Here is a 14,644-nt window from a genome sequence, read left to right as displayed (position 1 = left end):
GTTGTTAAGCCGCGACAAGTGTGAGGTGGGGCGGCTTCGCTGGCCGCGGTCGTCGTCGCGCCGGTCGAGCCGGCCAAGGCATGCGCTCGAGCACCTGCTCGAACAGCGAGGGATGGGGTTGAGCGAAGAAGCGCTCGGCGGCGGTCGTGCCATCGGGACGCCTGATCGAGAAGTTGTGCAGAGCCGTGAGCACTTGCTGCTTCCGCGGGCTCAGACGATGATGGCCATGCTGATAGAGCGCGAGAACGCCGTTGCGGCCCTCGACACAGGAGCTGCTGCGCTGAAACAGATCGGCACAGTCCCCAGCGACCTGCTCCAGGTACCGACGGGTCTCCTCATCCAGCGACTGGATCGGGTGCGCAGGCTGCTGCAGTGGGGCGAGGCGCTCGGCACTTAGTGCCAGCAGCCGATGGCGCTGCTCAGCGCGGGAACTACGCGCGGCTGCGCGCTCTAGATAGAGCGCCGGGATCAAATCGTTGAGCATCGCCTGCTCAATCGCCGGCGCGAGGTCCAGCGCCTGAACCCGCGTGTTGACCGTCATGAAGAAGAACGCCAGGGTGGCGACCAGGCTGTTCGTCAAGCGCTTCGCCTTGGCCAGATGCGCACACAGGCGCTCGGAGAGGTCCACCTCCTCGGCGAGCGCCTCCAAGCGTGCAAACAGCCCCGCCAAATTCGTCTGCAGCTGCGCGGGCGTTTGCGCCTGTCCCTGCTCGAGTTCATAGGGATGATCCACCGCGCTAAAAGCGCCGATCAGGGCTTTGGACTCCGCGCGCTGCGCCTGAGCGCGCTCGCGCGCGAGGCTGGCTTGAACGTAGGCCTCAAGCGCGCGATCGATGCGCACAGCCAACGCGGGCGGGCGCCCTGGGCCATGGTGCTGGCGATGATAAGTCTGCTCGGCCGCGCAGTGCGCCTGCCAATGCGCCTTGGCCATCGTCTCGTCGGTCTCGGCTCGCTGTTCAGCGCGCCCCAACGCCAGGCTCATCGCCTTGCTCACCTCATGCTGGAGATGGAACAGGTCGGTCGAATGATGGGCACCCTGGTCGCGCTCAACATGGGCCAACAGTCCCTTGGCCTCATCGCTGATGCCTTGCACCACGGTGACCTTGAACCCCGCCAGCCCACACTTCAGCGCCTGGCTCCAGGCCGCCGCCGAGCGCGCCGCGCTCGCCTGCTCAAGGAGGATGAAGTTCGAGACCGGTTCAATCGCCACCAAGCGCATGCCGTCCTGCCAGGTCTCGTCTTCGGCGACGCTGAGGGTGCGATGCGGCATGGTCTTGGCCAGCGTCTCGCTCAGGTCGCTGGCTTCGCTGACGATCTGCCGCTCCAGCTCGGCCTGGAACGCCTGCTGCGTGCCGTAGGAGGCAGCGATGAACGCCGACAGTCCACTGCGCTCGAGAAACTGGCAGACCACGCGCACGCCCGCGCCGCCCTGTTCGCTGATGCTCCAGTGTGCGGCCATCTGCACCCGGCGCAGCCACTCGACGCCCTCGGGTGTCTCACAGAAGACCGCCAGTCCCGCCGGTGCGGCGAGCGATGTCTCGGCAGGCGTGTTCCAGTGCCGCAGCGTACCGCGCGCGACGCCGGCGCTGGCCGCTGCTGCGCGTTGGCTCTGCCAAGCCTGCTGCGCTTGCGCCACCGCCTGACGACGGTTGGCGCGATCCAGGCGATCATGGATTGGCGTGGGGCGTCGTTCTGCACTAGAGTCAACAGTGGTAGGGGCATCGGGCATCGGCTTTTCCCTCGGTCAGTTTGCACTTCCAAGGGTACGCCCACCCGGCGCTCCTGCCACGACTTCAGCGTGGTTGATCGCCTACCGGAATACTCAGTTTTGGACCGAGCGATGATCAAGGCCAGATTCTGAGTATGGAGATAATGCAATTTATGTCCATCTAACGAGAAATACTCGAGATACTGCGGTCAGCTTTACAAAAAGATACTCGGGCGGAATAATTAAAGCTTATAGAGGGTCAGGCATTATAATCGGTCTCTCGGAAAAGTCAGATCCGCTTTCAGTGTCTTTAGATTACTGTGATACTGTAAACAGTAACATAGCTCTATTCCTAAAAGATAAATCAAAAAAAATGAATTTTAAGATTGAAGAAGCAAAAGAGCATTTCAAGGAGTTTTGGGCTTTAATTAATGCAGAAGGTGATATTAGTGCGGCAGTCAAAGAGTTTAATGTTTCTTATAATAAGTCGAGCGGCTAATAACTCATATAACTTAACAAGTAGCTTAAAATTGGTCTAGTGTGTAGAAGCCCTGTCACCAGGACGACAAAGGCGGTTATTAACAATGTCGGCGACATCGGCATCTCAGGCATCGAGACATGAGGCGATTTGCTTACCTGTTTAACTGATGATTATCAATATCCTGATAGCGTAACCGCGCACTTTCGCGACGCACTTAGCATCGTCGATGAGCGTTTGGATATTGAGTGTCAGCATGCCCAACCCTCAGTGTCAGGATACCCCAAGCAACGTTTCAAAAGGTGTCACTTCTTAACTCTCGACCGGCTGCGGTCGCAACATCGTCGGCCCTTTCAGGCGTTAGCGGTTCAACGGAATGGTTGCTTGGATCAACCAGCCCCTTTAAGGTGCATAAAAACAATACTCAAGATCAGCTAGTTACCATTACAGGTGAATCAGGCGGTCACAGAACCATACGATCCAACGCAAGCACCTTGACGAAAAATCAGGGGCTTGCAGTCAGACGAATTTCGTCACCTTAAAATGGCTGCCCGGATCATTCTACGCCTGTGATTTCTGCCTTGCCTACGGAAGTTGGTACATGCCTACCTGCCTGCGGGCGGCGGGTGGGAGCCCCTAGTCCAGCGTCGGTGTGGGCGATCGGCAGGATACATCCGTAGCAGTGCATCAACGCTAAAATGAATTAACCTAGGATGCCGCCGTTCCCGATACCCAGCCGGGTATAGCTAATTCTCCGGGAGGGTTAGTTTTAAACAACCTTTCTCGTAATGAAGTTGTTCCTGCCTTAGCGAGGGAAACTCGATCGCCCAACGCTGAGCGATCTTTTTTTCGTCTTCACGTGATGCATCGTCGAGAAAAATACTTGCGCCGGCTGATAGACGACTAAGTAAAGCCGGCAAGGCTGGATAGCGAGCAAGGGGACAAGTGTCTTTCGGCGGACCGTCTATGACAAGCATGTCAAACTTAATATCTTTTGGCAACTGGTCTAGCGCGTACCAGATGTGCCCTTCCAAGTCGTGCAGCTTCTGAAGAGGCGCATCAATGACTGTCCCCCAATCGCTCAAACCTTGGTCCGCCAGTTCTACTCGCGTACGTTCACTATAGCGAGAGTCATGTTCTAGGCTATATACATGGCCTCTACCATTTAGTTGCATTGATCTAGCTAAAACTATTGTCGAGCTTCCGGAGCTGCATTCCAGCACAATTTGCGGCTTCTCTCTTAAAACGTGCTGTGCAATACCGAGCAAAAAATCTGGAGAAGCAGCCCAACCCCTAAGAGTGGGAAGTGGCTTTGCGCAATTCAAAAGCTTTTCAAGCGAATAGATCGACTGGAGTTGTTGATATAGCCATTTCGTCTCTCGTTCAACTGCGATCATTTTTTCGCTCAGAGAGAACAAGGCAAGATGGACTTTTCTGACTTTGTGCAGGGTTAAAATCGTGATGGAGGTTATCAAAAGACAACCTAGAGTAACTGTGATCGAAAGAAAGATCATGTCGCAACCTCGTTGTCGGCTGACTGGCACTGCTCAGGGTGTATAAATTTGCCAACCTTAATTACTGTGAATATCGATCAGGCGGAAATCCTCCGCTTGTTGATCTGATACGCAGCCTTTTCGTTAGGATTGATGCGGCTCCTTCTCCATAAGAATCGCCAGCGTCATGAATTTCCGATGTCGCCGGGCAATCGCTAGTGGGGGGTAAGCGCAAAGCGAAACCAGATTCGCAAGACGCGTCATCGGGCCAAGTAATGCATTTGGCGTACAGATTGCGCGTGGGCAAAGGCTTTTGCATGCCCCAGCCAAGCGGATTGCGGCGAATAGACCGAGTGCGCTTGATATAGTTCCAATTCTCCTGAAAATACCGCGTTACTTCTTCTCGACTCAATGACTCGCCCCTTGGGTGCCATTGATGAAGATAGTAAGACAGGCCACTCAGAGTCTGCATTTTGGTTCCTAGCCTGTACAGTCTCTCCTGAATATCATTGTCTTCCCCCCCCCCATCCGAATAGGTTTTCATCCATTCCCCGAATGTAGCTTAGGTACAGCGAGAATGTTGTTAGGTTCCCCGGATGATACAGTCCATTGGTGCGCGGGGTGCTGGCCGCTTTCCATTCCGGCATTTTCTGGTTCAGGTCTATCTGCTCGGTTTGGAGTTGTTCTTTGCAGTTTTCGGGCATATCCAGAGTGGGGCCATAGACCACAGAAAGGCGGTTATTGACAAGAATGTCGATAGCCTGCCTGATGTAGTCAGAACTGTAAACATAGTCATTGTCGCTCAGCATCACAATATTTGATTCAATCTGCCGAAGTCCGATATTGATCGCGTGGCTTTTACACCACTTTTGCTGAGGACCTGTACGATGGCATTTGGCACCGTACTGTTTACAAAGGGAGAGAAGATAAGGGATATCGGCGCCCTCGTCCGAGCCATACTCGACAATGAGGATATGGATCTTCTCGGCCGGGTAGTCTTGCCCGCGCAGGCTCTGTAGGCAATTGCGGATGCGGATGTCGATTCGGTTCCGCACGGGAATGACCACGGTGACATCCGGCTGATTGGGGACCATAAGCAGGCGGAGGTGAAACCAGGTTTGCCGTAAAGGAGCAAGTAGGCAAGTATTGATCACCCCACCTCGGTGGGTCAGTCTCCAGGGCAGTCTGCGCTCTTGCCAGAGTTCTCGCAGTTTAGCGATCATGTTTCCGAACTCCAAGTGCGAGGTGCGTAATATACCCCCTTTATCACTCCATAATTGGGGGCGATGAGATTGCTGCAGAGGGGATCTGCTCGCTTTCTTACTTGCAGAAGTCAATAGTTTCTCAGTCCTTTAGGCGCTAATCCACAAACAGGCGATGCCAAAGTTCTATTCCTACCGCTGTTCCGAAAAAGTGCGAATAGTTGTTCTTTCCAGAAATATGCTGCTGAAAAATCCCTTCAAGTGCCTTCTTGTCATAATAGTTTCGATCCAGACACCGTTCGCTGAAAAGGATCTGCTGTATCGCATCGCGGAAGTGTTTTCTTTGCCACTCCTGAAACTCGGTGTAATGACGGTGGCCTTTGATGCCCATTTTGCGCAGGACCGAGTGGAGCTTGTCTTTCATGAACACCTCCACTTTACCCGCGTTTAAGGGCGCGCCAGTGTTTGAATCCGGCACCTTTTCCAGGTCTGGCGACAAATCATGAACTAGGCGGCGTTGAAACTCACCAGAATAGCGTCGTTTGGGATCAAGGGACAAAAGAGAACGGATGAATCTCCGATCCATATAAGGCATCCGAATGCCGACTTTGTCTCGAAAGAGGCTGAGGGATGATACGACCTGTCTGCGTATCCATTGGTCGATGTAGAGGTAGATGCCTAGATCGCAATTTCTGATGCCGCTTTTCATGACGGGATCAATTGAGTGTCTCATGGCGTTATAACTGAGGAACTGGCTCTCTTGTGCGACTGGGTGAATAAAAAGCTTCTTGAAATCAATATCCTGTCGGGCCAAGGATGCTCTTTCAAAAAAATGGTCAAAGATGTCAGATGAAGAGTGGTCGTCCATGCCGCGGAACGATTGAAATGGATAAGCGAGACTGTATTTTGCGATTTCTCCGCCATGCCCTCTCAGCATGATATCGAAAGGGTCCGAGGCCAAATAGTTCAAGGCTACTTGCTCGGTTGACTCATGGGGGTGGTAAAATCCGTCCGAGTGATAAACCAGCGTTTGGGCTAAGGATTCGAAATCCTCTAGCGCGGTTTGGTCGATGGGTACAAAAGTATGCTTGGTGTTGCAGATAGCAGCCATTTTTTCTGCCAGTATCTCATCCGCGCATTTTTTGAGACCCAGCGTGTAGGTTGTTAGTTTGGCTGATTTCTCTCCGATAGCCGATAGAATCGCCCGTGAGTCTAGTCCGCCGGACAAGGATAAACCCAAGCGCGTACTGGCGTAATCGGAAGTTCTGATATTGACCGCATGTTGGAAAAGGCGTACAGGTTCTGCTAAGTCTTGGGAATCATCTCCGCCAAAATGAAAGAGATCCAGCAAATTTGCATACGTGTGGTGAGCGAGTTTCCAGTTTTTCAGATCAAGGCTGAGAAGCGTCCCTGGTGGTAGCAATTTAATTTCTTTGAATGGCGTTTGCTGGTTAATGGCGAAGCCGAAGTTCCAAAAGCTGGCCAATGTCTCCATGTCGACGGTTCGGTCGATCCCTGGAATTGCGCTGATATTCTTAATGTTTGTGGATAGCGCGAACTTGTCATTATCGTAGTAATAGAAAATATTCTCTAAACCAAAAAAATCCGCAAAGATATGCACTTTGCTGTTCAATCTGTCATGAATCAGCCCGGCAAAAGCGCCTTCTGCTTCTAGATGATTCAAGAATGCAGGACGCTGGTTAATATAATCCTCAAGAATCAGTTTCGGCTTTAGATCGTACAATTCGCCATGGATAAAAATGCTGCACTTCGCCTGTTCTGAAGCCGCATGGTAGGTTTCCGGATTTCGCCAGGCGAAAGTGCTGGCAAGGATTCCTCCGCTTTCTTCTAGGGATTGAAGGCGGGCGACTTTGCCGAAATTTTGGTCTGTTTCGGGCAGCATCCTGTGCAGCATTTTTTTTAACTCTACTGGGCATTTTCTGTGAAAGTACCCGTTCAAAGAAATTATATTTGACATTGTTAGAGATCAAAAAGTCGTTAGGCTTTGTTTGGATGCGCGACGCCATGTTGGTGAATCTAACATAGCGCCTGCGCCTCTGACGGTGACCGATAGAATTGAGAAAAGATCGATCCTATTAAACTGACGTTACTCCAAATCGGGATAGAATCTATCAAAGATGTCGCTGTACATCTTTCGCAGCCACCGCCTTGTATTCACTGTCTGATAGCTCTCGTAGTCTTGGGTTCTATTTTCTGTTCGGTTAATTATTGGTAACTTCACCACCCGATTAACCCCAATTTTTGATAAAAATTCCTGGAAGTCAGATTCAATATTTTTGTTACGAATATAAAGATTCATTTTGTCGATGGTAAATGAGTTTCGGTTCATCCGGCGGCCAAACCCGTATAGCGCCGCAAGAAAGTTAAAAGCGATCACCGGAAGATATCTGTAGATGGCAAAACGTAGCCGTAAGGGTAGCCGAAGTAATAGGACAAGTTTAAGGTAGTCCTCCAGGTTGGTTGTACGGTGCGCTAGAACGTTCTCAGGCCGTTTCTCCGGCGTCCTACTCTTTTGGTAGAATTTTTTCTCGCCTTGCCAATCAGAAACGGCCTTGTCGTAGGGATTTCTAACTGAAGTGAATAGAAACATGGAGTCTAGTTCGCGTCGGCTTATAACCCCCGTTCCCAATAACTCGAAATACGTTAAATGTTTGTAACGCATCTTCTCTGCGTGATTCTTGGGAATCGGTATTAACTCGCCCCCAAGCTCCTTGATGAGAACGGTCTCGAGCATCGTCGATCCGGTGCGCGGGTTTTGAAAATAGACGAATTTATATGTGCGGCTATAGACGGCCACTTGACTTCATCCTCCGTATAACACGGCGACGAATAGAAAATGCAAGCCCACCCGACGGAATTTGACATTGCTCAACTGTCGCACGATGCACCAAATCCGCTTTCTGATAAAGTAAAGCAGGTAAAAGACCGATGTTTGGATCCTCATCGCCCGACTCATCCGGATTATCATGCGCGTAGAACGAAGATGTTACGAAGGGCCGTCCATGGCGCTCGATCGATCTGGTGACTGTTTTCTGGTTTCCAGTCGTGATTCAAGCGGGCAAGAACTGTTGGTTTTTTGGTCAGGGTGTTGGCATGCTAGCCCTTGATCATTTGGCGGTGGACTAGGGTGGATAAGCGAGAGGAAAATCCACCGATGGTCGCGCCGGCGTTGCTGGACTGCCCTTCTCTTGTCCACCCTACCGCCACGATGGCCCGCGCATGCTCTCGGGATGGTCCGAGTTATGATCAAGGCCGCATGCTACGACCATTGGCAAAAAAGGGCAATGGCTGGCACGGAAGGGGCCGCAGTGCTTAGGAAGCTTACTAATATCAGTGGTACCACTTGGCTTGCGGATGTCGGGCACGCGCCGTTTCGATCAACGTTCGCTTTACGGTTCATTATTGCGTTTTATATATCCAAAGAGTGTCCGATTGGCGTATTTAATTTTGGGCTGGAAATGAGATTTTTGTTTCATATGAGGCCGATTTACTTGCGTGTCGTGTGATTTCTGCCGAGACTCCTGGGAGTCGTGTTGACGCGGAGATTGAAGCACCGGGATATCACAAATGGCCGTCGCGCGACCGGAGTCGGCGAGGACCCGTTCCATCGAGTTATACTTGCCCTGCCGAAGCCTCGCGAAGGCCTGCGTATTTCGGCGTAATCTCATCAAGGAACCGGCGCGTTGTTGTTGTCCGTGCGTCACCAGTGAGCCGAGCCGCCACGGTTCACCGCCAAATTGTCACGCGCATTGACCCACTCGACGCCAGTATATTTAGCGCGCTAGCGCTGGGTGACCTACTCCGATCCGGCGGATTAGCTTATGGCGTTGCTGGATGTGCGGTCAATCCTGGAGGTCCGGCTAGAGATGATTTTAAAAATCAGAGATTTGCTTCGGATTTTGGTCATTGGTTAAGGTTCGGGAACTGTGGTCAACTCTCGCTTGGCTGATCAGACTCACGCCGGGATCGACCCGGACCCCAACGTAGGAAAGGCTTGGTGGCCGTCCGCGACCGGAAAGATTATCCGTCAGCCAGGTGATAAATAGGGCGGCGAGCAGGGATGCGCCAAGTGCGATGAAAAGATCCCGTTGGTAGCGCGGATAGATGGGGCGCGTCGGCAAGGCGGCACTTTCAACGATCTGGATCGGAGGGTAATCCTCGAAATTGCGCATTTCAATCCGGGCGAGGCGGTCGCGAGTGTCTGCCAGGAGCGTGTCGAGGCGGGCGAGCTCGGCTTCAAGGGATTGGTATTGCTTGAATTGTCGTGAGAAGGCTTGAACCTGCTCTTGTTGCTGGTCTAGGTCGCGTTCCAGCGCCGAAACAGCCTGCTTGGCGGCATCGACTTGCTGCACGGCTTGTTGGCGCACAGTTTGGCGTGCCCGCTCGGTTGCGCGCTGTAATTCCCGCTCAAGCAGGCGCACTTCCTCTGGAAGATGGCGCAGGGACGGATCGCGCTGAAGGTATTGGAGGGTGAACCGCCCGAGTAGCCCATCTAGGCGATCACGTTCGCGCTCGTAATCGCGGCGCAGGCGGGCGAGGTCTGCTTGTTGTTCATCAGGTGAGCGTAAAAACGCTATTCGCCGGAACTATTTTCAAGCTATTTAAAGGACGCTGACTGCCAGTGGAATGCGGGACGCCATCCTTGGCGGACTAAGGAGAGCGGGAATCATGAACCACGCGCCCCCCAAGGGGGAGAGACGGACAGGGTTCAGTGGCGGTGCGCGGTAGAGCGGAGTGCGCGCGAGAGGGTATAGCGGGCGTAGCGCTCGGCATCGGCACCGCGACGCGGGGAAGCGCGCTCGAGCAAGCGCTGGTAGAGCGTGGTTGGTGACAGACCGGCCTCGAGTGCGCCGCGGACCCAGCCCCATTCGCGGGCTGACTCCGAGCTGTCGCCGGCGGAGGAAGGCGCGCGTGAGTCCTGTTTGCGAGCGGGCGGTTTCGCCCGAGGCGCAGCGGTCGTTGGCAAAGCTGGCGTCGGATCCCAGACCCGCTCCCGAGGGCCTGGGCGGTGAAGAACATTGACCCACTCCCCGCCGCGTTTGGCATTCTTTATCCCCGCCAGCCGACCGAGATGCTCACCAGAGACTGAGCCCGGATCAGCGCCCACACGCGGAATCAGCCAACGCTGCACCTGGGCGCGCTGTCTCTCATCAAGCGCGCGGGTCAGTTGTAGCCACAGATGACAGCCCCCGAGGGTCGAAGTCCGCACCACCAGGACGGCATAGTGCTTGGCGACGCGGTGCGCCATTGCCGGGGCGACATCATCGAGAAACACCATTGGCCAAGGATAGCCGCGAGCCGGACGGATATAGACATCCGCCCCATGGGCATTGCGCGCCCTGGCCAATCCGAGCGGCAGCTGATCCAAAGCGCGATCCTGGAACCACAGCATCATCGCGCTCGGCGTGCGCACCGCCAGATCCGCGCGCGTGATACCGGCATGGTGCCAAGCGGCGAGCATCATCGCGGTGTGAGAGGCCGCCGTCATCGGGCGTGCGCCGCCTTGGCCCCCGGGCGTTGGCGGGCGTTACCCGGTAACGCGCCAAACACCTCAAGGTACAGCGACTCATCGAGTTGCGGGCGCTCAAGGCGTGCGGCCTGCGCCAGCAACTCCGCGGCCATGGTCGTCAACACCCGATAATTACCCAACGCATGTTCAGCGAGCGTCTTCATCAACTCCGGACTCATCAGGCTCGCGTTACCCGCGCACTGCTGCACATGCTCCAGACAAGCCACGAGTGCTTCGCGGCTGGCAGACTCCAGATTCAGGCGCGTGCGGATACGGCTGCCCAGCGGCAGCAACTCCTCGCGCCGGAGCATCGCCGCCAGGCGCCCATCGCCGGCGAGAATCACGCTCAACAAGGTGCGCGAGTCAAACTGCATCGAGGTCAGCAGACGCAACTCATTGAGTACCGTCGGATGCATCTCTTGCGCCTCATCAATCAGCAACACCGGGCGCAACAGCGTCGTTTGCAGATGCGCCAACCAACGCTCACGCAGCAACTTAAAGCCACCCCAGCGGTTATGCGGTTTGAGGTCAACGGCGAACAGCTCGCCCATCTCGCGGTAGAAATCCGCCAATTTGGAACTCGGATGGGTAATGGCCCCGACGCTGAGGTCGGGCAACTGATGCAGGCGCTCATCGAGCACGCGCAACACCGCGCTTTTGCCGGTGCCGGGATCGCCCTGAATCAACGCAAAGCCGCCTTCGCGAATCAGACTTTGCTCAATGCGCCAGCAGAACTGCTCCACCGCTGGGGTCAGATGCAATGCCGCCGTTGGCAGCTCCGGAGAAAACGGATTGAACTTCAGTCCATAGATGGCCAACAGGGTTTTGTTCATGCATCAAACTCCGGATCGTCATGGGTTGGCAGATAGGCCGGCGGCAAGCCGGTGGCGGCATACTCGGCGAGCAACTCGCGCAGCAGCGGTGGCAGGGTCGTGGTGCGTTTGGACGGTGGTGGTGTGCTCGCGCCGTCCAGGCGCCGTCGCTCGCCCGAGGCATTGGCGGCTTTATTCAAGGGATGGAGCCGACACAGCGGTGCGCCACTGTGCGGGTCGATCAGATCCACCGCGCTTAAATCCCAGCGGGCGTAGGCGACGCTGGACGCGGCAGCGAAAGGCCGCACGGATGGCCTCGCTATCCGGACAGGGGCGCCCCACGCTGGGCGCATCCAACGACCGCGCCAGCGGCGTGGCGGCCGTCTCGCTGTGAACCTTGCGGTGGTACTCCTGCTCGACCCAGGCTTGGGTGAGGATGTTCAGCCGCTGCAGGTCGAGCTCCTCGATGTCTTGGAGCATCGCCATCAGGCGGCCTTCGAGCGTCGCCCAAAACCGTTCCTGCTTGGCGTTCTGATAGGGGCTATAAGGCAGCGTTGGTTCGTGCAGGATGCCCAGCGCAAGCAGTCCAGCGGTGAACTCCTCGGCCTGCATCGCGGCGCCGTTGTCGCTCATCAACGCCCGCGGCAGGCCGCGTTTCTGCAACGCCTGGCCCAGACCATGCACCAGCGTCTCGGCCGTCTCATCCAGATACCACTGCAAATGGCAGATCAAGCGGGAATGATCGTCGATGATCGCCAATAGCAGGGGCTTGACCCAGACACCACCGCGGGTCAGGACGTGGCGCGAGCCATGGTGGAAGTCCAGATGCCACAAGGCATGGACATACTGGGCTTCATAGCTGCGCACCTCGCAGGCCTCCAGACGCCGGGCGGCCTGTTCGGCACCGGGGGTCTGGCGTGCCACGACCCGGCGGCGGTGCAACCCTTCGCGCTTCATGAAGCGGCGCACGGTGGCGTAGGACGGCAGTGGTCCGAGTGTGTCATCGGCCTCCACCAAGGAGACCAGATTGTCGTAGTGCAGCTGCACCGTCCAACCGGGGTAGTCACGGTATTGCGCCTGGATGGTTTCCATCAGGCGCGCACTCAAGACGCGCGGCGCTCCCGCATCGCGGCGCCGGCGCGCACGCAGTGCCCCGACCGGGTCTTGCACATCGCGCGCGCGGTAGTACCAACGTTCCAAGGTCGCGAAGCTAAAGCGCACCGGCAGGCCGGTCAGCGGATGGCGCCAGGATTTGGCGGCCAGCGCTTGCAGGCGCGCCCCAATGCCAGCCCCCGGCGCGGGATCGGCCAACAAGGGACCAATAATGGCGAAGCGCAACCGCGCCCACCCATCAGGGTCGCCGTGGGCTTGTTCATCCGACATCGGCCTTCTCCTCTCAGGTGTTTTGCACAGAACTGGGAGTCTAGAAGGCGTTGCGTACCGGGGCGATTACATCTTCCGCGGGTCGGCCATGGCCTGCGGCGAGCCTGTCGTTGTCGTGGTCGGGGCGATCAATACCAGCAATTGCACGACACGTTCGGACAACGCGCGGCCGCTTAGGCGTTCGAGCAATGCACTGGGTAGATGGGCGGTGAGGATCGGCGGAAGGAACTGTCCGGCCAATCCCCTCCAACAGCGGGTTTGGACAAACTGCTCCCGCCACCACTGTTGCCAACGGCGCAGGGTTTGGACGCAGACACCGAGTGTCTCAATCAAGCGCTGACGACGCGACGCGCTGAGACCGTGATTGAGCGCAGTGATCAGGACGACAATGACCCCAAGGTAGACCTTGCGGCCGAGAAAACGCACGGACGCCGGGGTGCAGCGCCGCCGACAGCCATCCTCGGCGCAGCAGAAGCTCAGACGGCGCTGGTAGCTCTCATCCAAGACGCCACGCTCACCGCGGGGCTTGCGCGGATAGCAGGCGCGATGCAAGACCCCACCGCAGTCACAGCCGCGCGCGCGCGCCTCCTCAGCAATCGACTCGTCGATCCGAGTGAGCAGTTGGTAGAAATTGGCGTCGTGTAGAAAGGCGTGACACACTGGTGCTGTCTCCTGGTTTTTGGCGAAATTCGGAGACAGCCCTCTCGGACAACTTTCGTCAAGTTGTTTGAGGGGGTTTTTCGTTTTCCCTCACGCAATTTGCTCAGAAGCGCGGCCAGTTCCCTCAGATAGCTTGCTCAGGCTCAATCAGGCACCACGTTCGCGCCGAGGGCGATGGCAGCATCCACCGCTTCAAGATTCGCTTGGGCGTCGACGACCCGTTCGCGCGCTTTCGCGAGGGAGTTGTGGAGCCCCGTCAGAGCCGCGAGAGCGCGGTTTTCATCCCGTTCGAGACTGACGATGTCGTTTCGTTCAGCAAACTCGGCGAGATCGGCTCTGGCCGATTCGATGCGGGCGATTAGGCGGTCTTGTTCCGCTTGCAGTTCGTTGGTCGTGCGGCCAGTGGCGGTAGCAATTTCTTCGGCACGAAAAGACTCGTAGGCTTTCGCCCAAGAGTTAGCGATGCGTTGCAACTGTGGGAGCGACCAGGGACCAATCTGGAGTTGGTGAACGCGTAGTGCTCCGGTGGTTTGCTCCAGCTGCAGTTGCAGGTTGAGGTAGCCCTCGGGCCAACCGAATGGCCATTGGAAGGTCGCCCAAATGAGTATTCCGCCGGGTTTCAAGTCTATCCGCGCTGTTCCGCGTGCAAGGCGTCGTATTCCCTCCTGGGCGAGAAAATTCAGGTCTTTTTCGGATAGTGACCGCTGCGTTCTTTGGTCAGCCAGGCTTCGATGGTGGCTGGATCAAGCCCCTTGAGTCGATCCTCGGGAGCGAGCCCCTTAAGCCGCTCCTCGGGAGCAAGCCCATTGAGATGATCCTCGGGATTAAAGCGTTTCAGAATCGCTTTGGGATTGCCGCGGATGGCCTCATCAATCACCATCTCATGGGTCTCGCTGAGCGCAGAAATTGTTCCATGGTTTAGGCCATTTCAGGCACCTCGCGTCGGTAGAGTCGGTACAGGTGTTCGAGCAGTTCCCAGTGGCCGTGTTGGCTCGGGTTGGTGTGGCGCGCGCGGTAGTGCGCGAGCCCCAGGCGCATCCGATCCTGTTCGCTGGCAAAGAGTACCCAGGCGGTGAGGGCTTCGTGGTGTGATTTGTAGGTTAGCAGGTTATGCGTGCGTAGATTGCCCAGTCCATCGGGCAACTCGGTCGCTGGCTGCTCTGGGCTGCGTTGATCCGCGGCTTCAATGATGGCGACATCAAGCAACTGGCTTTTCAGGGCGAGTTCCTGCTCGAGCTCGACCACCCAAGGCGCATCGGCGAAGACATTGACCAGTGCGATACCAAAGGCCCGGTGCCACTGGCGCAGCGGGGCTTTGTTAGAAGTATCCGGGTTGGATGTATCGCGGGTGTTGGTGACCATGCGGCAAGTTTAGCCG

The 14,644-nt window shown here is 56.2% G+C and carries 13 protein-coding genes and 1 pseudogene; 1 reads left to right on the top strand and 13 read right to left on the bottom strand.

Translation table 11 applies throughout. The features are described 5' to 3' along the window. Window positions 1-4: 4 nt before the first annotated feature. Complete coding sequence (locus Thiowin_RS13215; RefSeq protein WP_328983475.1) at window positions 5-1,729, bottom strand: DUF6399 domain-containing protein; 1,725 nt, start codon at window positions 1,727-1,729, stop codon at window positions 5-7. 283 nt (window positions 1,730-2,012) lie between these two features. Between Thiowin_RS13215 and Thiowin_RS13210 the strand changes: the two genes are divergently transcribed. Further along, window positions 2,013-2,207 (top strand): hypothetical protein, encoded by a 195-nt coding sequence (locus tag Thiowin_RS13210; RefSeq protein WP_328983474.1) that lies wholly within the window; start codon window positions 2,013-2,015, stop codon window positions 2,205-2,207. 725 nt (window positions 2,208-2,932) lie between these two features. Here the strand turns inward: Thiowin_RS13210 and Thiowin_RS13205 are convergent. The 12 genes and pseudogenes from Thiowin_RS13205 to Thiowin_RS13150 form a co-directional block, all read right to left on the bottom strand. Continuing rightward, a complete protein-coding gene (locus tag Thiowin_RS13205) occupies window positions 2,933-3,700 on the bottom strand; it encodes a class I SAM-dependent methyltransferase (RefSeq protein WP_328983473.1) in 768 nt (255 codons plus the stop codon). 485 nt (window positions 3,701-4,185) lie between these two features. Beyond that, on the bottom strand, window positions 4,186-4,902 hold the full coding sequence (locus Thiowin_RS13200) for a glycosyltransferase (protein ID WP_328983472.1): 717 nt from the start codon (window positions 4,900-4,902) through the stop codon (window positions 4,186-4,188). 136 nt (window positions 4,903-5,038) lie between these two features. Next, entirely contained in the window at window positions 5,039-6,796 is a 1,758-nt protein-coding gene (locus Thiowin_RS13195; RefSeq protein ID WP_328983471.1) for an asparagine synthase-related protein, read from the bottom strand. A gap of 192 nt (window positions 6,797-6,988) precedes the next feature. Then, window positions 6,989-7,699, bottom strand: coding sequence for a hypothetical protein (locus Thiowin_RS13190; RefSeq protein ID WP_328983470.1), 711 nt, complete (start codon window positions 7,697-7,699; stop codon window positions 6,989-6,991). 1,075 nt (window positions 7,700-8,774) lie between these two features. Continuing rightward, complete coding sequence (locus Thiowin_RS13185) at window positions 8,775-9,323, bottom strand: hypothetical protein (RefSeq protein ID WP_328983469.1); 549 nt, start codon at window positions 9,321-9,323, stop codon at window positions 8,775-8,777. 287 nt (window positions 9,324-9,610) lie between these two features. Then, window positions 9,611-10,390 (bottom strand): DNA-primase RepB domain-containing protein, encoded by a 780-nt coding sequence (locus Thiowin_RS13180; RefSeq protein WP_328983468.1) that lies wholly within the window; start codon window positions 10,388-10,390, stop codon window positions 9,611-9,613. Beyond that, window positions 10,387-11,244: an ExeA family protein gene (locus tag Thiowin_RS13175; RefSeq protein WP_328983467.1), complete on the bottom strand. Its 858-nt coding sequence runs from the start codon at window positions 11,242-11,244 to the stop codon at window positions 10,387-10,389. The genes Thiowin_RS13180 and Thiowin_RS13175 overlap by 4 nt, the downstream gene beginning before the upstream one ends. Further along, a pseudogene (locus Thiowin_RS13170) lies at window positions 11,241-12,606 on the bottom strand (DDE-type integrase/transposase/recombinase). Before Thiowin_RS13170 ends, Thiowin_RS13175 begins: the two are co-directional and overlap by 4 nt. A 66-nt stretch (window positions 12,607-12,672) precedes the next feature. Then, complete coding sequence (locus tag Thiowin_RS13165; RefSeq protein WP_328983466.1) at window positions 12,673-13,266, bottom strand: hypothetical protein; 594 nt, start codon at window positions 13,264-13,266, stop codon at window positions 12,673-12,675. Window positions 13,267-13,409: 143 nt separating this feature from the next. Then, complete coding sequence (locus tag Thiowin_RS13160) at window positions 13,410-13,739, bottom strand: hypothetical protein (RefSeq protein WP_328983465.1); 330 nt, start codon at window positions 13,737-13,739, stop codon at window positions 13,410-13,412. 206 nt (window positions 13,740-13,945) lie between these two features. Further along, the gene (locus tag Thiowin_RS13155) at window positions 13,946-14,146 is read right to left on the bottom strand and encodes a hypothetical protein (RefSeq protein ID WP_328983464.1); all 201 of its coding nucleotides are present in this window, start codon (window positions 14,144-14,146) and stop codon (window positions 13,946-13,948) included. Window positions 14,147-14,184: 38 nt separating this feature from the next. Then, the gene (locus Thiowin_RS13150) at window positions 14,185-14,628 is read right to left on the bottom strand and encodes a hypothetical protein (protein WP_328983463.1); all 444 of its coding nucleotides are present in this window, start codon (window positions 14,626-14,628) and stop codon (window positions 14,185-14,187) included. Window positions 14,629-14,644 lie beyond the last annotated feature (16 nt).

This window comes from Thiorhodovibrio winogradskyi, from assembly GCF_036208045.1.
GTDB lineage: Bacteria > Pseudomonadota > Gammaproteobacteria > Chromatiales > Chromatiaceae > Thiorhodovibrio > Thiorhodovibrio winogradskyi.
This window is presented reverse-complemented; position numbering and strand designations above follow the sequence as displayed.